The 20,281-nt window shown below is 69.9% G+C and carries 16 protein-coding genes; 9 read left to right on the forward strand and 7 right to left on the reverse strand.

Annotated elements, in window-relative coordinates:
- The first annotated feature begins 21 nt into the window (after positions 1–21).
- Together EDD27_RS50945 and EDD27_RS50950 are read left to right on the forward strand one after the other, a co-directional pair.
- On the forward strand, positions 22–1,410 hold the full coding sequence (locus tag EDD27_RS50945) for an LVIVD repeat-containing protein (protein ID WP_206642023.1): 1,389 nt from the start codon (positions 22–24) through the stop codon (positions 1,408–1,410).
- 85 nt (positions 1,411–1,495) lie between these two features.
- Positions 1,496–2,875, forward strand: coding sequence for an LVIVD repeat-containing protein (locus tag EDD27_RS50950; protein WP_164904152.1), 1,380 nt, complete (start codon positions 1,496–1,498; stop codon positions 2,873–2,875).
- 4 nt (positions 2,876–2,879) lie between these two features.
- On the opposite strand, the gene EDD27_RS50955 is transcribed toward EDD27_RS50950, so the two are convergent.
- Complete coding sequence (locus EDD27_RS50955) at positions 2,880–3,869, reverse strand: RDD family protein (RefSeq protein WP_127939895.1); 990 nt, start codon at positions 3,867–3,869, stop codon at positions 2,880–2,882.
- A gap of 51 nt (positions 3,870–3,920) precedes the next feature.
- Between EDD27_RS50955 and EDD27_RS50960 the strand changes: the two genes are divergently transcribed.
- Complete coding sequence (locus tag EDD27_RS50960) at positions 3,921–4,913, forward strand: stage II sporulation protein M (RefSeq protein WP_127939896.1); 993 nt, start codon at positions 3,921–3,923, stop codon at positions 4,911–4,913.
- A 91-nt stretch (positions 4,914–5,004) separates the two neighbouring features.
- Here EDD27_RS50960 and EDD27_RS50965 read toward each other — a convergent pair whose 3' ends face one another.
- From EDD27_RS50965 to EDD27_RS50985, 5 genes are all read right to left on the reverse strand, one after another.
- Complete coding sequence (locus EDD27_RS50965; protein ID WP_127939897.1) at positions 5,005–6,387, reverse strand: DUF58 domain-containing protein; 1,383 nt, start codon at positions 6,385–6,387, stop codon at positions 5,005–5,007.
- 103 nt (positions 6,388–6,490) lie between these two features.
- A complete protein-coding gene (locus EDD27_RS50970; RefSeq protein ID WP_241564693.1) occupies positions 6,491–7,447 on the reverse strand; it encodes an AAA family ATPase in 957 nt (318 codons plus the stop codon).
- 13 nt (positions 7,448–7,460) lie between these two features.
- Positions 7,461–8,675, reverse strand: a complete 1,215-nt coding sequence (locus EDD27_RS50975; RefSeq protein WP_241564694.1) for a DUF4350 domain-containing protein — start codon at positions 8,673–8,675, stop codon at positions 7,461–7,463.
- Positions 8,672–10,024, reverse strand: coding sequence for a DUF4129 domain-containing protein (locus tag EDD27_RS57535; protein ID WP_241564695.1), 1,353 nt, complete (start codon positions 10,022–10,024; stop codon positions 8,672–8,674). The genes EDD27_RS50975 and EDD27_RS57535 overlap by 4 nt, the downstream gene beginning before the upstream one ends.
- Positions 10,021–11,262, reverse strand: a complete 1,242-nt coding sequence (locus EDD27_RS50985) for a glycerophosphoryl diester phosphodiesterase membrane domain-containing protein (RefSeq protein ID WP_127939899.1) — start codon at positions 11,260–11,262, stop codon at positions 10,021–10,023. The genes EDD27_RS57535 and EDD27_RS50985 overlap by 4 nt, the downstream gene beginning before the upstream one ends.
- A 270-nt stretch (positions 11,263–11,532) precedes the next feature.
- Between EDD27_RS50985 and mtrA the strand changes: the two genes are divergently transcribed.
- The 6 genes from mtrA to EDD27_RS51015 all read left to right on the forward strand — a co-directional run bounded on the left by mtrA (position 11,533) and on the right by EDD27_RS51015 (position 18,702).
- A complete protein-coding gene (mtrA, locus tag EDD27_RS50990) occupies positions 11,533–12,210 on the forward strand; it encodes an MtrAB system response regulator MtrA (RefSeq protein ID WP_043620615.1) in 678 nt (225 codons plus the stop codon).
- Positions 12,211–12,228: 18 nt separating this feature from the next.
- Positions 12,229–13,968 (forward strand): MtrAB system histidine kinase MtrB, encoded by a 1,740-nt coding sequence (gene mtrB / locus EDD27_RS50995; protein WP_127939900.1) that lies wholly within the window; start codon positions 12,229–12,231, stop codon positions 13,966–13,968.
- Positions 13,955–15,691 carry an LpqB family beta-propeller domain-containing protein gene (locus EDD27_RS51000; RefSeq protein WP_127939901.1) on the forward strand — a complete coding sequence of 579 codons (1,737 nt, stop codon included), beginning with the start codon at positions 13,955–13,957 and terminating at the stop codon, positions 15,689–15,691. Before mtrB ends, EDD27_RS51000 begins: the two co-directional genes overlap by 14 nt.
- Before the next feature lie 24 nt (positions 15,692–15,715).
- Positions 15,716–16,483 (forward strand): ComF family protein, encoded by a 768-nt coding sequence (locus EDD27_RS51005; protein ID WP_241564696.1) that lies wholly within the window; start codon positions 15,716–15,718, stop codon positions 16,481–16,483.
- A gap of 629 nt (positions 16,484–17,112) precedes the next feature.
- Positions 17,113–17,772: a ribosome hibernation-promoting factor, HPF/YfiA family gene (hpf, locus tag EDD27_RS51010; protein WP_127939902.1), complete on the forward strand. Its 660-nt coding sequence runs from the start codon at positions 17,113–17,115 to the stop codon at positions 17,770–17,772.
- Positions 17,773–18,003: 231 nt separating this feature from the next.
- A complete protein-coding gene (locus EDD27_RS51015) occupies positions 18,004–18,702 on the forward strand; it encodes a response regulator (RefSeq protein ID WP_127939903.1) in 699 nt (232 codons plus the stop codon).
- A 172-nt stretch (positions 18,703–18,874) separates the two neighbouring features.
- On the opposite strand, the gene EDD27_RS51020 is transcribed toward EDD27_RS51015, so the two are convergent.
- Positions 18,875–20,074 (reverse strand): winged helix-turn-helix domain-containing protein, encoded by a 1,200-nt coding sequence (locus EDD27_RS51020; RefSeq protein WP_127939904.1) that lies wholly within the window; start codon positions 20,072–20,074, stop codon positions 18,875–18,877.
- Positions 20,075–20,281: the final 207 nt, after the last annotated feature.

Consider the following 20,281-nt stretch of genomic DNA (forward strand, 5'->3'; position numbering starts at 1 on the left):
CCTTTATTGGAGGATGCACCAGTGTTAACCCCGCGCAGGGCCCTCATCCTCGTTGCGGCGGTCGTGGCGATGGCGGGCAGCACCCTGCCCGTCCAGGCCGCTGACATCCCTGCTCCAGGCCAGATCGTCATGAGCCCCAACATCCAGCACGTCACCAACGTGCCCAAGCCTGAAGTGCTGACCGATATCCACACGGACATGGCCTTCCAGGGCGACTACGCCTACGTCGGCAACTACTCCGGCTTCTCCATCTACGACATCAAGCACCCGAAGCAGACCTCGCTGGTCAGCTCCGTGGTCTGCCCGGGCGGCCAGATGGACGTGTCCGTCTACGGCAACTTGCTGTTCGGCTCCGTCGACTCGTCGCGCAACAACGACTCGTGCAGCAGCACGTCCCAGTCTGCGACGATCAAGGCGTCGTGGGAGGGCATGCGGATCTTCGACGTCTCGGACAAGGCCAACCCGAAGTACATCAAGTCGGTCGAGACGAACTGTGGCTCGCACACGCACACGCTGGTGCCTGACCCCGCGCGCCAGAACGTCTACATCTACGTCTCGTCGTACGCGCCGAACGACACGTACCCGGACTGCAAGACGCCGCACGACCTGATCTCGATCATCAAGGTGCCGCTGAACAACCCGACGGCCGCGACCGTGATCGCCACGCCGAAGCTGTTCCCTGATGGCGGCTACCCCGGTGTCCCGCTGCCCTACCCCAACGGGAAGTCGGCGACGACCGGTTGCCACGACATCACGGCCTACCCGGAGAAGGGCATCGCCGCGGGCGCCTGCATGGGTGACGGCATCCTGCTCGACATCCGCAACCCTGAGCAGCCCAAGGTCACCGCGACCGTGCGCGACGAGGCGAACTTCGCGTTCTGGCACTCGGCGACGTTCAACAACACCGGCACGAAGGTGATCTTCACCGACGAGCTCGGCGGCGGCACCAGGGCCACCTGCAACGAGGCCATCGGGCCGAACAAGGGCGCCAACGCGTACTACGACATCGTGAACGGGCAGCTCCAGTTCAGGAGCTACTTCAAGATCGCACGGCACCAGGCCGACTCGGAGAACTGCGTGGCCCACAACGGCTCGCTGATCCCGGTCAAGGGCCGCGACGTCATGGTGCAGGCGTGGTACCAGGGCGGCATCTCGGTGGTCGACTTCACCGACTCGGCGCACCCGCAGGAGATCGCCTACTTCGAGCGTGGACCGGACAACACCGCGCCGGCTCTCAGCGGCGGCTTCTGGTCGGCGTACTACTACAACGGCTACATCTACGGCTCTGACTTCAACCTGGGCCTGGACGTGCTGAAGATCGACGATCCGCGGACGAACCAGGCGAATTCGGTCAAGATGCCTTCGCTGAACGTGCAGACGCAGGCGTCGTATCCCGTACACGGCCACTGAGTTCTCATCGGCTGACGAGGGCCCCCGACCGGGGTCCTCGTCGGTGTTGCTCCATCGGGACATAAGTGATCAAGGAGGCTCCCGAGTGTCCACTCCGCGACGTACCCTCGTAGCGGCCGCGGCGGCTTTCGCGTTAGCGCTGACCGGAATGCCAGCGCTGGCCGCCGACATCCCACCCCCCGACACGGTGGTCAACAGCCCCAACGTGACCCACGTGCTCAACATCCCCAAGCCCGCCCCGATCGCCGCCACCATCAACACCGACATCGCCTTCCAGGACGGCTACGCCTACGTCGGTAACTACGGCGGCTTCTCGATCTACGACATCAGGAACCCCAAGAAGGCCACGGTCGTCAGCTCCACGGTCTGCCCGGGCTCCCAGATGGACGTCAGCGTCTACGGCAACCTGCTGTTCGGCGCCGTCGACTCCTCCCGCAACAACGACTCGTGCAGCAGCACGTCGCAATCTGCGACGATCAAGGAGTCGTGGGAGGGCGTACGGATCTTCGACATCTCCGACAAGGCCAACCCGAAGTACATCAAGTCGGTCGAGACCAACTGCGGCTCCCACACCCTGACGCTGGTGCCGGGCAAGGGCCGCGACAGGCACAAGAACGTCTACGTCTACGTGTCGTCGTACCTGCCGGCCGCGAACTTCCCGGACTGCATGCCGCCGCATGACAAGATCTCGATCATCAAGGTGCCGCTGGACAACCCGACCGCGGCGGCGGTCGCGACCACCCCGGTCGTCTTCCCCGACGGCGGCAACGAGACCCAGCCCGGCCTGCTGGTGCCCACCAGCGGCTGCCACGACATCACCGTCTACGCCGAGAAGGACATCGCGGCAGGCGCCTGCATGGGCGACGGCGTGCTGTTCGACATCTCCGACCGGCTCAACCCGAAGGTCACCGCCAGGGTCACCGACCCGAACTTCGCCTTCTGGCACTCGGCCACCTTCAGCAACGACGCCAGGAAGGTCGTCTTCACCGACGAGCTCGGCGGCGGCGGTGCGGCCACGTGCAACGAGGCGACGGGCCCGAACAGGGGCGCGGACGCGATCTACGAGATCGTGAACGGGCAGCTCGTCTTCAAGAGCTACTTCAAGATCCCGCGGCACCAGGCGGACTCGGAGAACTGCGTGGCCCACAACGGCTCGCTGATCCCGGTCAAGGGCCGCGACATCATGGTCCAGGCCTGGTACATGGGCGGGCTGTCGATCTGGGACTTCACCGACGCCGCCAACCCGAAGGAGATCGGCTACTTCGAGCGCGGTCCCCGCGCCGCCGGCGGCGGAGGCGGCATCTGGTCGGCCTACTACTACAACGGCTACATCTACGGGGCCGACTTCCATGAGGGCCTCGACATCCTCAAGATCAATGATCCGCTCACGGACAGCGCCAAGTACGTTCGCACCGATCGGTTGAACGTGCAGACGCAGGAGTCGTACCGCGGCGGATGGCACTGATCCTTCATTGAGGCGGCGCGAACCCGCCCGGAGTCGCCTTCGGCGGCTCCGGCGCGGGGGGCGCCGGCCTTCCGTACGGGGCGGGTTGCCCATAAGGCCCGGCCTGCGGGGGCGGGCCCTGGTGCGGACCAGGCTGGGTCGGCTGAGCCGGCTGGTATGGGCCTGGTTGCGTGCCCTGGTACGGGCCCGCCTGGTACGGCCCCGTCTGCGGCGTGCCGTTGGCGGCGGCCGTGTGGGCGTTGGCGCCGGCGCGCTTGGCCAGGCGCGTCTCCTCCCGCCTGCGACGCTCGGCCAGGACGGCGCTCAGGTACGCGTGCGGCGGCACCCCGGGCGGCGCCGCGGGCGAGACGTATGCCGCCAGCTGGGTCGCGATCCGCACCCCCATCTCGTGCTGCACCTGCGGCGACAGGTCGTGCCACCGTGACAGGTATTGCCGGGCGGCCTGCACCACCTCGTCAGGCAGCTGGGACAACTCCAGCGTGGCCGCCCAGCTCGCCAGCGGCGGCGGCATCACGATCAGCTGCCCGTTGTCGCGGGGCGCCCGCTCGGAGATCACGATCGTGCCCGCGAAGATGTCGCCGAGCCGCTTGCCCCGCTGCGACACGAGCGAGGAGATCAGCGCCGGCGCGCCGTACAGCAGCCAGAACTCCACCACCCCGGCCAGCCCGCGGAACAACGCCTGCCGGAACCGTTCGGGGCTGCCGTCGTCGCTCACCACGCGCAGTCCTAGCGCCAGTTTGCCGAGGCTGCGCCCCCTGGTGAGGGTCTCGAACAGCACCGGATAACCGACCATCACCAGCACCATCAGCGCGATCATGACGGCGGTGAACATGGCCGAGTCCGAAATGACGGCGAATGCGCCTAAGATCGCGTACGTTCCCACCAGCACGGTCAGCTGCACGACCATGTCGATGACGATCGCCACTGCGCGGGAGGGCATCTGCGCGACCCGGACCTCGACGACGACGGCGTCGCCGGTCACAACCTCTGACATATGTGGAGCCTAACGGCTATGTACGGGTGATCGAGCGGCCAGAATGTTCAGGTGGACATCGACGCGTTCATCGCAGCACACCGCCAGGCCTGGGACAGGCTCGACCACCTGGTCAAGAACCGCTCGTCGCTGACCGGCGCCGAGGTGGACGAGCTGGTCGACCTCTACCAGCGGGTGGCGACGCACCTGTCCATCGTCCGCTCCTCCGCCGGCGACCCGCTGCTGACCGGCCGGCTGTCCGCGCTGGTGGCCAGGGCCAGGTCGGCGGTGACCGGCGCGCACACGCCCGCGTGGCGTGAGCTGGTGAGGTTCTTCACGGTGTCGTTCCCCGTGGTGGCCTACCGGGCGCGGTGGTGGTGGCTGGCGAGCGGGCTGGCGTTCGTGGCGGTGTCCTGGGCGATCGGCGCGTGGGTTGCCGGCAATCCCGACGTCCAGGCGTCGATCTTCACCGAGGACGAGATCACGCAGCTCGTCGAGCACGACTTCGCCGACTACTACTCGGAGAACCCGGCCGCGTCCTTCGCCGGCGCCGTGTGGATCAACAACGCGTGGGTCTCCGCCCTGATGATCATCTACTCGGTCCTGCTGGGGTTGCCGATCCCGTACGCGCTCTACGCGAACGCCGAGAACGTCGGCGTCTCGGGCGGCCTCATGGCCTCCAGGGACAAGCTGGACATTTTCTTCGGGTTGATCATGCCGCACGGGCTGCTGGAGCTGACCGCCGTGTTCCTGGCGGCGGCGGTGGGCATGCGCCTGGGCTGGACGGTCATCGACCCCGGGCCGCGCCGGCGGGTCGAAGCGCTGGCCGAGCAGGGCCGGGCGGTGATGAGCGTGGCGCTCGGGCTGGTAGTGGTGCTGTTCGTGTCGGGCCTGATCGAGGCGTTCGTGACCCCGTCGGGGCTGCCGACGTGGGCGCGGGTCGGCATCGGGGTGCTGGCGGAGGCGGTCTTCCTGACGTACGTGATCGTCTTCGGCCGCCGAGCCCTGCATGAGAACGAGACCGGCGACATCGAACGCGCCCCCGACGTCGCCCCCACCGCCTGACCGCCCGTCCCTCCGCCGTCGCCATGCATCCCATGCGGAGGGCCACCGGGTGCGGTGGGAAAGCGCCGTGGCCGCGGGGCCGGCGTACGGCCTAGAGCCGGCCCGCGGCCTTCAGCGCCAGGTACGCGTCCGCGAGAGCGGGCGCGATGTCCTCGGGCGGCGCGTCCACGACCTCCACCCCGTGCCGCCGCAGCCGGGCCGTGATGCGCCGGCGTTCGAGCTGGGCGTGCTCGGCTGCCGCCGCGTCGTACACGTCCTCGGCCGACCCCCGGCGCGCCGCCATCGCCGCCACGCGCGGATCGGACACCCCGGCCACCAGCACCAGATGGCGCGACGACAACTGCGGCAGCACCGGCATGAGCCCTTCGTCCAGGGCCGCCGCGTTCAGGTCCGTCAGCAGCACGACGAGGCAGCGCCGCCTGGCCCGCGACAGGATGGCCGCCACCATGCCCTGCGAGTCGGCCTCGATCAGCTCGGCCTCGATCGGCGCCATCACATTGACCAGCGACGACAGCAGCTCCGTCCGGGACGCCCCGCCGACCCACGCGCGTACGGCGCGGTCGTAGGCCAGGAAGTCCACCCGGTCGCCGGCCCGGGCGGCCAGCGCGGCCAGCAGCAGCGCCGCGTCCATCGACCAGTCGAGCCGCGGCCAGCCCGGCCGAGCTCCGGCCGGCCGCGGATCCGGCCTGGCCAGCAGCCCGCCGCCGCCCGTTGCCGCACCGGCCATGGGGATCGGCGCGTCGCCCACCCGGCCCGCCGAGGTGCGGCCCGTGTCGAGCACGATCAGCACGCGGCGGTCGCGCTCCGGGCGCCAGGTGCGTACCACCACGTCGTGGCGGCGCGCGGTGGCCCGCCAGTCGATGGAGCGCACGTCGTCGCCGATCACGTACTCGCGCAGCGAGTCGAACTCGGTCCCTTGCCCGCGTACCAGCGCCGGGTGCTGGCCCTCCAGCTCACGCAGCCTTGCCAGCCTCGAAGGCAGGTGCTTGCGCGACAGGAACGGCGGCAGCACCCGCACCGTCCACGGCGACCGGTGGCTGCCCTGGCGTGCGGCCAGGCCGAGGGGGCCGAGCGAGCGTACCGTGACCGCCACCGACGACCGGTCGCCGCGCCTGGTCGGGTCGAGCGTCACGACGATCTTGCGGCGCTCGCCCTTGGGCACGTCCAACGTGGCGACCCGTGGGGTGGCGTTCGCGGACGGTGGCCAGGCGTCCCTCAGCATGCCGCGTACCCGCCGGCTGCCCGGGTTCTCCACGATCAGCTCGACCGTGGCCCGCTGACCCAGGCGTACGAGCGTGTCGCCGGAGCGGTGGAACCGCAACGGCCGCACGGCGCCCGCGAACACCAGGTCCACGACGATCGCGGCGGCCAGCAGCAGGCACACCCCGGCCAGCGCGGCCCCCGGCTGGGGCGCGAACAGCACCACCACGATCCCGAGCGCCGCGACCAGCCCGGCACGTCCCGTCAGAGCCATCGGCTCACCGCCATGCCGGGTCCGTTCGGCCGCGAGCGCATCGCCATGCCGGGCCCGTTCGGCCAAGGGCACGGCGCCATGCCGGTTTCCGTCGGAGCCGACATCAGCGCGGAACCGGGACCGAGGCCAGGATGCCGTCGAGCAGGCCGTCCGCGGTCGCGCCCTCCAGCTCGGCCTCCGGCCGGAGCTGCACGCGGTGCCGCAGCGCGGGCCTGGCCAGCGCCTTCACGTCGTCGGGCGTGACGTACGGGCGGCCGGACAACCATGCCCATGCCCGCGCGGCGGCCAGCAGCGCCGTCGCCCCACGAGGGGAGACGCCCAGCTGCAGCGACGGGGAGTTCCTGGTGGCGCGGGCCACGTCCACGATGTAACCGAGCACCGTGGGCGCCACGTGCACCTTCGCGGCAGCCTCACGCCCCGCCGCCAGGTCCTCGGCCGACGCGACCGCCTTGATGCTCGACAGGTCACGGGGATCGAAGCCGCTGGCGTGCCGCTCCAGCACCGCGATCTCCTGCTCCCGCGGCGGCAGCGGCACGGTCAGCTTGAGCAGGAACCGGTCGAGCTGAGCCTCGGGAAGCTGGTACGTGCCCTCGTACTCGACCGGGTTCTGGGTCGCGCACACCACGAACGGGTCGGGCAGCAGCCTGGCCGAGCCCTCCACGCTGACCTGCCGCTCCTCCATGGCCTCCAGCAGGGCCGCCTGCGTCTTCGGCGGCGTACGGTTGATCTCGTCGGCCAGCAGCAGGTTCGTGAACACCGGCCCCTCGCGGAACTCGAACTCCGCGGTCTTCGCGTCGTAGATCAACGACCCCGTCACGTCACCCGGCATCAGGTCGGGCGTGAACTGCACCCGCTTGAAGTCCAACGACAAAGCGGACGCCAGCGTGCGGACCATCAGCGTCTTGGCCACGCCAGGCACGCCTTCGAGCAGCACGTGGCCCCTGCACAACAACGCGATGACCAGCCCCGTCACCACCGCGTCCTGCCCCACCACGGCCTTGGACACCTCGGCCCGCAGTGCGCCGAGCGCGTCCCTGGCCGCATCAGCCGACGTCGTCACGCGGAAAGTCTCCTCAGAGTTCACTGACCTGCCTCTCGATGAAGTCCAGATATCCGGCCAGGGCGACGAGGGCGGCGTCGTCGGCCGGGGGTGGTCCGTACAGTGCCGCGCCGACCTGGTGGGAATCCTGCCCGGTACGGGCGGCGAGGGCCGCGACGACCTCCTGCGGGCCCGCTCCCCAGGCGAGGCCCAGCCTGGGGGTCAGGCGGTCGATCGTGCCCGCGCGCAGCGCGTCGGCCGCGCGTTGCCTGGCGCGTCTGGCCCGATAGAGACGGCCGCGGCCCTCGACCGTCTCGGCCGCCCGCACGATGACCGGCAGCCGCTCGGCCACCACAGGGCCCAGGCGCCTTCCCCGCCAGAGCGCGGTGACGGCCACGGCGATGATCGCCATGTAGATGGTCCAGCGGATGTTGTCGGGCATCAGGTCGTACATCGACTGGCCACGCTCGCCGGGCAGTTCCGTCACCGGTGGGAGCTGCGGGCGAATCAGCCAGGTCACAGGGCGGCCGGTGCCGATCAAGTTGAGCGCGAGCGCCGCATTGCCGTCTTCGGCCAGGCGCAGGTTCGTCATGAACGAGCCGTCGCCGACGACGGTGGTGACGCCGCCCGCGTTCGGGTAGCTGACCAGGGTGTGTCCGCCGCCGGACGCCGGATAGCAGCCGGTGCCGCCCGTCGGGGCGTCGAACACCACGCCGCCCATGTACGCGCTGCCCGCCAGCCTGGCGGCGGGCAATTGGCACTCGGGCTCGCGAGAGCGGGGGCGGGCCCCCTCCGGGCGGGTACGCACGCCGGGCGCGAGGGTCTCGAGACCGAAGACGTCGCCGACGACCAGGCGGTCGCCCGGGATCCGGGACAAGGAGCCCTCGTCGAAGTATGTCGTGTCCGTGACGAGGAGCAGGCGATTGCCGCCCCGCGCGGCCATGTCGGACGCCGCCTGGACGGAGTCGACCCTGTCCACCTGGACGCCGCGGGAACGCAGGAGCTCGGCCAGCGCCTTGGAGCCGGCCGGAGAGGTGTCCGCCGGGTCCAGGGGTCGGGACGGGCCTTGGGACGGGGTGATCAGGACTCCTACCACCGCTACCAGGATGAGGATGGCGCCGAGCAGCACGATCATCCGGCTGGCGGTCCAGGCGGAGCGGGCGGTGGGGGAAGTGGGTTGTGACCCGCCGGGGGTGGCGTCGGCTCGCTGCCCGCCGGGCGCCGCCGTCGGACGCATGACCACGCTCACGACACCCCTCCATCGGGCTCGGATCCACGCCTTTCCCCGCCCTCGTCAGCCGCGCTGTGTGGCTGCGCCGTGCCGGCCTCGTCCGCGTCGCCGTGGGGCTGGCCCGTCCCGGTCTCGTCAGCCGCGCTGTGTGGCTGCGCCGTCCCGCTCTCGTCCGCGTCACCCTGAGGCGGCTGCCCTCCGTGCGGCGCCGCCATGGGCATCGTCGGCAGCACGTCGGCCAAGGCTTCCGGCGCCGCCCCTCCCGGGCTCGCCGATGGCGCGCCGGCTGGTCCTGCGGGCGTGCCGCCTGATCCTGCGGGCGCGCCGCCTGATCCAGCGGACACGTCAGCCGGTCCAGCGGACGGGCCAGAGAGTCCTGTGGGCGGGGCGGTCGGCGGCTCGCCGAGCGGGCCTCCGAACGGTCCTGCGGCCGGGTTCATCGGCGGCGCGCTGCTCGGCCCACCGGCGTGGCCGCCCGGCCGGCTGCCCGGGAGCGGTCCTGCTGGTGTTCCAGGCCGGCCCGGCAGCGGTCCGGCTGGTGTTCCTCCGGGCGGCGCCGCTGGTGGTGGTGCGGTGGGGTTGACCGGCGGTCCCGCTACGGGGCCGGAGATCGGGTTGCCGAGCCGGCCGGCAACCGGCCCGTAAGGCGTTCCCGCGGGCGGGCCGCCGACCGGGGCGCTTGGTGGGGGACCGCCGACGGGGCCGGGGGTGGCGCCCAGAGGGGCGCCGACGCCGGCCGGGACCCGCACGGCGGCCGTCGAGGCCAGCGGGACAGGGCGGGCCTGGCGGAGTTGCTCGTCGAGGCGCGCCATGGCCTCGTAGGCCGCGCGCGTGCCGGGCACCCCGCCGTACGTGACGTCGTCGAACGAGCGGGCCGCCGCAGCCAGCTGCGTCGCGAAGCCCGGCAGCGACACCGCCGCCTCCGCGGCCAGCTCGTCGGCCGTGCGTCCCGGCATGCCGTCGACCAGCGCCCGCTCCTCCAGGTCACGGGCGATGGTCCGGAGGCGTTCCTGGATGGCCTCCCCCCAGCGCCCTTCGACGGCGAGCCGTTCGGCGGCCTGCCGGTGCTCGGCCGCGCTCATCGCCCGCTCCCCGAAGATCCCGCCGACGGCGGCCGCGTTCTTGCGTGCGGTCTTGCGCAGCCGCCAGGAGATGAGCACGATCACGCCCACGATGATGAGGAGGATCATCATGGCCGCGATGATGCCGCCCGTCTGCCCGCCGCCCGTCGCCGCGTCGACCAGGTCGCCCACGAACTGGTTGAAGCGCCGGTAGAGCAGGTCGAGCAGCGACTCCTTCTCGTAGTCAGGCTTGAGGAGCTCCTCCGCGGCCCGGCGCGCGGCCTCCTCCCTGTCGATCGGGCTCACGATCCGGCGGAGTTGGACGGGTGCCAGAGTTCGTCGGCCGAGGCGTGCACCCAACCCTGGCGCTGCTGCTCGATGGCCGCCGTCTGCAGCACGAGGTCGAACGCCTCACTGCGCATGCGCCGGTCGGCGTAGAGGAGGCCGGCCACGCCCGCCTCGAAGGGATAGGTGAACATCGCGCCGAGCGTGGCGCCGAGTGCGATCAGTACGGCGGACACGACGGCGTTGACCGCCGTGCCGGCTCCGAGCATGCCGAACACCATGCCCGCGATCGTGAAGGGCACCGACACGATGGCCGCCACGATGCCCACGAGAAGGGAGGTGAGCAGCATGATGCCGAGCACCCGCCAGAAGTCGCCGCTGACCAGGTGCCACGAGCGGCGCATGGCCTCGATCGGGCCCTTGCCCTCCAGGACCACGGCCGGCGAGGCGAACGCGAAGCGGGTACGGAAGAACAGGTAGTAGGCGATGTAGCCGATGACGAACAGGACGGTCAGCCCGAGCACCAGGCCGACGCCCCCGCTGTCGGAGACGTTCAGCGAGACCACCACGATGAGCAGCACGAAGACCACCATGGGCACCAGCATGATGACGGCCATCAGCCCCACCACGCCGAACAGTGCGGGGATCCGGCCCTTGACGAGCTGCCAGGCCTCGCCGGCCGTGATGTTGCCGCCGAAGACGGCCCGGCCGAGTATGCGGGTCAGCACGCCGGTGAGCAGGGTGACCACGACGAACTGGACCGCGTACGACACCAGCGAGCCGCCGTATTGGGCGACGACGCCGTAGACGCTGGTGAGCTGGTCAGGCGGGACGGAGGGGTCGCGCAGCGCGCTGCCCATGGCGCTGAACACGAACGCCTGGCCGATGGCCAGGGGCACGGCGACCAGGAGGGCGGCGACGGCCGACAGGCCCAGAACCGCCTTCGGGTTGGACCGGATGAGCTTGATCGTGCCGTCGAGGATGTCGCCCAGTCCGAGCGGGCGCAGCGGGATGATGCCCGGCCGCAGCGCCGGCGCCGGCGGCATGTAGCCGTAACCGGGTTGCGGCTGGGACGGATATGGTGTTTGGGACCCGGGTGCGTAAGCGGGTTGATCTCCGTACGGCTGCCCGTAGGGGGTCTGCTGTTGTTGTGCTCCCGGGGCGGTCCACGGGGAGGCCGGCGGGGCGCTGTAGGGCGGGGGCTGTTCGGCCGACCAGCCTGATGGCGTCTCGGGCGTGGGACCGTGACCGTCTGACATATCCCAATCCTGGCACGCTGCACGGGGCATTGGTGTCACGGAAGCGATTCCCCGTCTCATCTTGCCCGCATTCCCGGGCGATTCGGGTCAAGGTTCACGTCCAGGGATGGCCGAAAGTTGCTCTGTTACCGCAGACTTGAGATTGCGGTCGCGGGAGTGGGCCTAAAATTCGCCTTTTGTGGGTCTCAGGTCACACTCATAGGGCGACCAAGGGTAACCTTCAGCGATCGTGCGGGTATGTCCCACAATGCGTAGAACGAATGAGGGGCCATGAAAGGTCGCGTGCTGGTCGTCGACGACGACGCCGCTCTCGCCGAGATGCTGGGAATCGTGCTGCGGGGCGAGGGCTTCGAACCATCCTTTGTCTCAGATGGCGACAAGGCCCTCGACGCGTTCCGGGATACACGCCCGGACCTGGTGCTGCTCGACCTGATGCTGCCCGGAGCGGACGGCATCGACGTCGCACGAAGGATCAGGGCTGAGTCGGGGGTTCCGATCGTCATGCTCACGGCGAAGAGCGACACGATTGACGTCGTGCTCGGGCTGGAGTCCGGCGCCGACGACTACATCGTCAAGCCGTTCAAGCCGAAGGAGCTGGTCGCACGGGTGCGGGCGCGGCTGCGCCGCACCGACGAGCCGACCCCTGAGATCCTCCAGATCGGCGACATCACCATCGACGTGGCCGGTCACTCGGTCAAGCGGGGCGAGGAGACCATCAACCTCACGCCGCTCGAGTTCGACCTGCTCGTCGCGCTGGCGCGCAAGCCGCGCCAGGTGTTCACCCGCGAGGTCCTGCTCGAGCAGGTCTGGGGATACCGGCACGCGGCCGACACGCGGCTGGTCAACGTGCACGTCCAGCGGCTCAGGGCCAAGATCGAGAAGGATCCCGAGCACCCCGAGATCGTCGTCACGGTCCGCGGCGTGGGCTACAAAGCCGGCCCCGCCTGACCGTCGCCGCCCCCTGCCATGCCCCCGACGAAGAGTAAGAGGTCCCGCCGACGGACACTCCGCCAGATTCTCGGCGGAGTCCGCCGGCGGGTGCGTCGTGCGGCCGGCCGGGCACGCCGCATCTGGCGTCGCTCGCTCCAGCTCCAGGTGGTCACCAGCACGCTGGTGATCTCTGTGATCGTGGTGGTCGTGCTGGGGGCGTTCCTGTCCACGCAGATCAACAAGTCGGTCATCGACAGCAGGGCGCAGTCCTCCCGCAGCGCGGCCTTCGCCGACCGCCTGCAGATCTCCGACGCGCTGACCCCTCCGACTGATGACCAGGCCAAGGCCGACGACGGCGGCAAGGTGTCGACCAACCCGCTCGACGACGTCATGGACACCGTCACCGGCTCCGGCGACGACGGCTCCAAGAAGCGCTACGACGTCCTCATACTCAACGAGGCCGGCCCCGGCAAGTCCCGGGCCTCGGGCACCGTCGTGCCCGCCAACGTGCCGCACAGCGTCAGCGCCGGCGTGCGGCGCAACATGGAGAAGATGGAGTACGGCAAGACCGTCGTCTCCATCGAGCGGATCCTGTTCAACGGCCAGAGCCAGCCCAGGCTGACGTACGTGGTCGGCGGCATCGTCCACCAGCAGCTCACCGGCGAGAACTACGAGGTCTACCACTTCTTCCCGCTCGACGAGGAAGAGGAACTGCTGTCCAACGTCCGGCTGGCCATCGTCGTGGTGGGCCTCGGACTCGTCCTGCTGCTGGCCGCCATCGCCTACCTGGTCGCCCGCCAGGTCGTCACCCCGGTGCGGCTCGCCCGCCAGGCCGCCGAGCGCTTGGCCTCCGGCAAGCTCGACGAGCGGCTGAAGGTGCGCGGCGAGGACGACCTCGCCCGGCTGGCGAACTCGTTCAACGAGATGGCCGCGAACCTGGCGCTCAAGATTCACCAGCTGGAGGAGCTGTCGCAGGTCCAGCGGCAGTTCGTCTCGGACGTCTCGCACGAGCTGCGCACCCCGCTGACGACCGTGCGCATGGCCGCCGATCTTCTCTACGACGCGCGCGAGGACTTCGACCCCATGGCCGCCCGCTCGGCGGAGCTCATGCAGGCGCAACTGGAGCGGTTCGAGTCGATGCTGGCCGATCTGCTGGAGATCAGCCGCTACGACGCCGGCGCCGCCACGCTGGACCTCGACTCGGTGGACGTACGCCAGGTGGTGCTGCGTGCGATCGAGGACTCCGAGGCGCTGGCCGAGCGGCACGGCACCCGCTTCGACCTGCGGCTGCCCGCCGAGCCCTGCATGGCGGAGATCGACAACCGCAGGGTCGAGCGGATCCTGCGCAACCTGCTGTTCAACGCCATCGAGCACGGTGAGGGCCGGGAGATCGTGGTCACCGTGGGCGCCGACCGGGACGCCGTGGCCGTCGCCGTGCGCGACCACGGGATCGGGCTGAAGCCGGGTGAGGACACCATGGTCTTCGACCGGTTCTGGCGGGCCGATCCGTCGCGCGCGCGGACCATCGGCGGCACTGGACTCGGGCTGGCGATCTCCCGCGAGGACGCGACACTGCACGGCGGCTGGCTGCAGGCCTGGGGGCAGCCGGGCGAGGGCTCCCAGTTCAGGCTGACACTGCCCAGGATGGCCGGGGCCGTGCTCAAGGGCTCGCCCTTGTCGCTGGTCCCGCCGGAGATCGAGATGCGGCGCACATGGCGTGGGGCCATGACGCCCGTGCTGCTTCCTGCCACGGGGGACGTCCATGAGGACGATTAGGCAGCTCGGGACGGCCGTCGCGCTGGCGGTCGCCGTGGCGTGCGCGGGCACGGGGTGCACCGTGATCCAGGTGAGCGGCCCGTACACCATGAACGAGGCCAGCGGCGGCGACCCGCTGAGCAAGCCGTTCCAGCGCCTGATCGCCACCCCGCCGCAGCCGGACTGGAGCCCAGAGCAGACGCTCAGGGGCCTGCAGGCCGCCATGGCGGCCTTCGCCGATGACCCGACGGTCCTGCCTCAATACCTGACGGCCGACGCCCTGAAGAGCTGGACCCCCTCGGGGGCCGTGACGGTGCTCGACGACCTGATGCAGTTCGACCCGCCCGAGCCGGGCGGCGACGAGCCGGTGCAGCGGGTCACGCTCAAGGGCAGGCAGGTGGCGAGCATCGAGGAGGACGACACCTACGTGCCGCAGGCCGGGAACTGGGCGAGGCCCTTTGACCTGGTCAAGGCCCGGGAGGGTGGTTACCGGGTCAACAAGTTGCCCGACGGGCTCATCCTCACCCGGTCGGACGTGGATCGTGCGTACCGGCCGACGAAGCTCTACTACCTCAACGGCAGCACGCAGGACAGGATCGTCGTGGACAACGTGCGCCTGCGGCTGAAGCCTGAGGAGACGTACGCGAAGGTCATACTCGAGCGCCTGCTGAAGGACCCGAGCGGGGTCCTGCGGGGCGCGGCGACCACGGCCTTCCCGGCCGGCACCAAGGTCCAGTCGGTCACCTCGGCCGAGGACGAGCGCGTGGTGGTCAACTTGTCGGGTCCTCTCGATCTCCTCGACCTGAGCGGCGAGGACGCTCTCATGGCGCAGATCAGGTACAGCCTCAACAACAACGACGTCGCCAAGGGCCGCGGCATCTCGGTGCTGCTGGACGGGGAGCCGTACACGAGCTACGAACCCAACACGGACGACCTGCGCTGGCTGGACAACGGCGGCAACAACGCCTACTACGTCAGCAAGGGCGCGGTCCACTCCATGTCGAAGGAGGGCCCGGGCAGCGCAGTGGCGGGACCGGCCGGCCAGCAGCGCCAGGGCTACTCCCACTTCGCCATCTCCAAGCAGGGCGGCTTCGTCGCGGCCATGACCTCCACCGGCATCTCCGTGGCCCCTCTGACGCAGGAAGGGCAGTGGCAAGAGGTCATCCAGGGCACTGACCTGACCCCGCCGTCGTGGCACCGTGACGGGTCGTTGTGGACGTTCGACCAGAAGAACAGGGTCGTGCTGCGGTACGACCATGCCGGCAAGCGCGGGCCCGAAGTGGTGTCCGCGCCTGGGCTGGAGAAGCTGGACGTCACCCGCCTGCGCATCGCCAGGGACGGAGTGCGGGTGGCGGTGACGACCGGCAAGAACCTCGCCCAGACCGTCCAGATCGGCGCGCTGACGGTCACGGGCGGGCTCGCGCTGGGCAACGTCCGGCCGCTGATGGGGACTGAGGCGGGGGACGAGATCCTGGACATCGCGTGGCGGGATGACGAGCATCTGCTCGTGCTGGTTCAGAGCAAGGCCCAGCAGATTCTGAACGAGATCGACGTCGGGGACGGGGAGGTCGTCGAGATCCCGCTGAAGGATCGGCTCGAGGCGCTGGCGGCGCTGAACGAGCGGGTTCTGGCGGCGGCCGACGCGGAGAAGGCCGGGTCCAAGATCCTGGAGCTCAACCAAGACCAGAGCTGGACCCCCAAGATCGACTCAGACGTCGAGATCCCGCTGTTCCCCTTGGGCTGAGGCCACGCCGGCCCCCATGACGGCGTGCCGGGTGAGAACGGGCCGTCCGGAGCCGGCGGCCCCGTGATGGGCGGGAAACTGTCGGTGGGGGGCGGCATGCTGGGCCGCGTGCTGAGCGTCGTACTCGATCTGCTCCTCCCGCAGGCCTGTGCGGGCTGTGGCGCCAAGGGGGCGCGTTGTTGCGGCCGTTGCCTGGCCGAGCTGACCGCCCGCCCGGACAGGCGCTTGCCGAGGCCGCGGCTGCCCGGCACGCCGGACTGCTGGTCGGCGAGCCCGTACGAGGGGCCGGTGCGCAAGGCGATCGTGGCCTACAAGGAGCGAGGCGCGGTGGCGCTGGCGGGCGTGCTGGCGGAGGCTCTGGCGTTCACCGCGCTCACGGCGATCGGCCGCACCGGGGCGCTGTGGGCGGCACGGGGGTTCGCCGTCGTGCCGGTGCCGAGCGGGCGGGCGAGCGTGAGCGCCAGGGGGCACGACCCGGTGGGCCGGCTGGCGGGGCTGGCGGCGGGGAGGCTGCGAGCGGCAGGGCTGCCGGCGCAGCCGTGGGCGGCGCTGAGCCAGGCGCGGCAGGTGGCGGACCAAGCGGGCCTGAGCTCCGCTGAGAGGGCCGCCAACCTCGCGTGGTCACTTAGGGTCGGGCGAGCCGCGAAAGGGCCTCCAGCGGCCTGTGCGCTGCTCGTGGATGACATCGTCACGACCGGCGCCACCCTCGTGGAGGCCGCCAGAGCCCTGCGGGCGGCCGGTGTGAGCGTGCCCTTGGCCGTGACCGTCGCCGCGACACGCCGAAGATCTTGAAAAGCATTACGGTGACGTTCGGTAAAGATAGATCCAACCCAAGACTCTCACCAGGAGGTCACATGTCCCTTCCTCCGGGCGCACGGTGGGGCAGCTCAACGGAGGGGAAGCCCGCACTGCCAAGGGTTGCCGATCGGTTAAATGGGGTATCAAGCAGGACTCGCGAACCCCGAGAAAATCACGGAAAGTGATCCTTTGGCCGATCCTCCGGCTGACATTCGCCCTGGATGCGGATAGCGTTCTGACATGGCACCCGTTCGGGTCCGTGGTTGCGCAGGGTCGGGGCTCCCGGCTCTGCTAGCCGATGCCAGCCGCAGGCAAAACGGTCCACGTAAGGCGACTCTTTGTCGACCGATCACGGTGCGGCTTAGGGATAAGTCCTGCCTTCCCGAGAGGTCAGATGCCTCTCGCCAGAAGAGAAGGGCAGTAGTGGCAACAGAGCTGCGAAATCCTCAGCAGGCGGATGTGGGGTCGAAGACCAGGTCGGCCGGACGGGTGCCGCCCGAGTTCCCGGTGACCGTGTGTCGGAAGAGGGTAACGGTGAGAGAAAGGCAGACAGAAGACCCCGCCCGGCAAGCACGTCGTCGGGCGCTCTTGCTCAGTCGTTAGACCGAAAGGGGGGCTGTTGCATGGACATCATCGTCAAGGGTCGGCACACCGGAGTGAGTGACCGGTTCCGCGACCACGTGACGACCAAGCTGGCCAGGATCGAACGTCTGGACAACAAACTCATCCGAGTCGACGTGGAGGTGTCGAAAGAACGCAATCCGCGCCTTGCCAGTCAGCGCGAGCGCGTCGAGCTCACCATTCACTCCCGAGGACCGGCCATTCGCGCCGAGGCCTCGGCCGATGACCGATTCGCAGCCCTCGACATCGCCCTCGACAAGCTGGAAGGCCGCCTCAGGCGGCTGGCCGACCGGCGCAAGGTCCATCACGGAAGCCACTGCCCGCCCTCTGTGGCGGAGATCACCGCGACGCTCCCCGAGGCCGCCGGTCTGGCGCCGCGCACCGTCCCCGAGCCGGCCGAGCCCAGCGAGGACGAGCTGCAGGAGCGCAGCGACAAGCTCTACGACGACATCGTCCCGATCGAGATGGACGGCGAGGGGCCACTCGTCGTGCGGGAGAAGTTCCACAAGGCGGACCCCATGACCATCGACCAGGCTCTGCTCGAGATGGAGCTGGTCGGGCACGACTTCTACCTGTTCCGCGACAAGGAGACCGGCCAGCCGAGCGTCGTCTACAACAGACGCGGGTACAACTACGGCGTGTTGCGGCTCGTAGAGCCCTGATCGCGCGCTAAAAGATCTTCTCGACCACCCGAGAACCGCTGGTTACATGCCATTATGGCGGTTCAACGGCTCTGGCCCCCCGACGAGGAGGACACGTGAGCGAGCTCAGTCAGGTTCGGATGAGCGAGCGAAGTGCAGGCGCGAGGCGGATCAAGGAGGCCTCGTGAGTGAGCGAAGCGAGCGAGCCATCAGACGCAGCGCCTTGGTCACGGGGCCGACGAAGGAGGCTCCGTGACCGAATCAGGCGAGGCTCGCACGTCAGCGAGCGAGCCGATCCGCGTGCTGATCGTTGACGATCACGAGCTGATCAGGCGAAGCCTGGCGCTGGCGCTCGCTGCTGAGCCCGACATCGAGGTGGTCGGTGAGGCGAGCGACGGGCAGGAGGCGGTCGAACTCGCCGATCGCCTCATGCCTGACGTCGCGCTGATGGACGTGCGCATGCCACGGCAGGACGGGATCGAGGCGGCGAAGGGCATCAAGGCCTCCGTCCCGAGCACCCGCATCATCATGCTGACGGTGAGCGACGAGGAAGAAGACCTCTTCGAGGCCATCAAGGCGGGAGCCACCGGCTACCTGCTCAAGGACGTCCAGATCAATGACGTCCCCGCCGCCGTGCGCGGCGTGCACGAGGGCCAGTCGTTAATCAACCCGGCGATGGCGGCCAAGCTCATCAGCGAGTTCCAGAACATGAGCCGCAAGGAGTCCGAGCGCCCGCCCCAGTTGCCCGTGCCCCGGCTGACGGACCGCGAGATGGAGGTCCTGCGGCTGGTGGCCAAGGGCATGAACAACCGCGAGATCGCCAAGCAGCTTTTCATCTCCGAGAACACCGTGAAGAACCACGTGCGCAACATTCTCGACAAGCTGCAGCTGCACTCGCGGATGGAGGCTGTGGTGTACGCAGTGCGGGAGCGGATGCTGGAGATCACCTAGGCGGGGCTGGTCTTCGGCAGGCTACGAGCGCAGCCGATCCCAGTCCCGCGGACCACGTCGGTGCCGAGCGGCTCCCGCGTCTCGGCAGCACTGTGCCCGTCTCAGCAGCCCTGTGCCGTTGGGCGGCGCGCTCCCCGCCGCCCACACTCAGTCGACGATCTCCGATCGTGGGTCACTTCACTGTGCCGGCCGCGTTCAGGATCGGCACGAGCTCCGGCGGGTCGGCGCGTTCGACACGTACGGCGTCGCAGCCCACCCACTCGGCCGCCGACCACAGGGCGTCCGCTAACGCGTCGGCCCACTTGGCGGGGGACAGGCCGGGCTCCAGGCTGACCTGCCGGGCCACCAGGGTGGCGCCCTCGCGGGCCGGGTCGACGCGGCCGATCAGGCGGCCGCCGGCCAGCACCGGCATCGTGAAGTAGCCGTGGACGCGCTTGTGCTTGGGAACGTAGAGCTCCAGCGTGTACGTGAAGCCGAAGACCCGCTCGGTGCGGCCGCGGTGCCAGATGAGCGAGTCGAACGGCGACACCAGTGTCGTGCGGTGCCGGCCGCGCGGCTCGGACTCCAGGGCCGCGGGATCCGCCCACGCGTTGGCCTGGCCCTTCTTGCCAGGCCAGCCCGCGACGGTCACCGGCGTCAGGCCGGCCGCGCCGCTGAGCAGCGCCTCGTCGAGTATCGCCGCGAAGCGGCCCTTGAGCCGCAGGAAGTCGATCAGGTCGGTCCTGTTGGCCACGCCCAGCGAGCGGCCGGCGATCGCGGCCAGGCGGACGATGCACTCCTCGTCCGTCAGGTCCTCGGCCAGGAGGCCGGCCGGGACGACGCGATCGGCCAGGTCGTAGACGCGGCGCCAGCCGACGCGGCGGCTGCAGACCAGCTCGCCGATGTCCAGCAGCCACTCCAGGCCGATCTTGGAGTCCGACCAGTCCCACCACGGGCCGCCGTTCTTGGCGCCGCCCACGTCGGAGGTCATCAGCGGGCCCGACTCGCGCACCTGATCCAGGAGCTTCTCCACGTTGTCGGGGACCTCGTGCCAGCGGAACTTCCGCTCGCGATAGGCGCGGCGCCGGAACGCGTAGAGCGGCCAGTGCTCGATGGGCAGGATGCAGGCGGCGTGGCACCAGTATTCGAAGCTTTGGGCGGGGTTGTGCCAGTAGGCCCGCTCGACCTTGGACCTGCCGACGGCGCCGAGGCGGGCGTAGGCGACCAGCTCGTGGGAGCGGGCAAGGACCGAGATCGTGTCGAGCTGCACGGCGCCCAGCCTGCGCAGCATGCTGTGCACCCCGCCCTTGCGCGCGTCGGCGCCGAGGAGACCTTGTGAGCGCAGGATGATCCGGCGTGCCTCGTCGGTCGTCAGGTCGGTCGGAGTGGTCATGTCTGCGTCCGTCCAGGGCGATGCATGCGTGCAATGTAGCGCCGCACACCGACAAAACGCCGCCGGGAGCGCCGCCCTGGTCGGCCCGTCCGAGGGAGGGTCGCAGCCGGCTCAGGCGTCCCACGGTGGTGACGGGCCGGTCTGGGGCGGGGCGGCGGCCCTGCGGCGGCGGCTCTGGGGCGGCCGGTGGCGCGGCGTTAGGTCGTG

The organism is Nonomuraea polychroma, from assembly GCF_004011505.1.
GTDB classification, from domain to species: Bacteria; Actinomycetota; Actinomycetes; order Streptosporangiales; family Streptosporangiaceae; genus Nonomuraea; species Nonomuraea polychroma.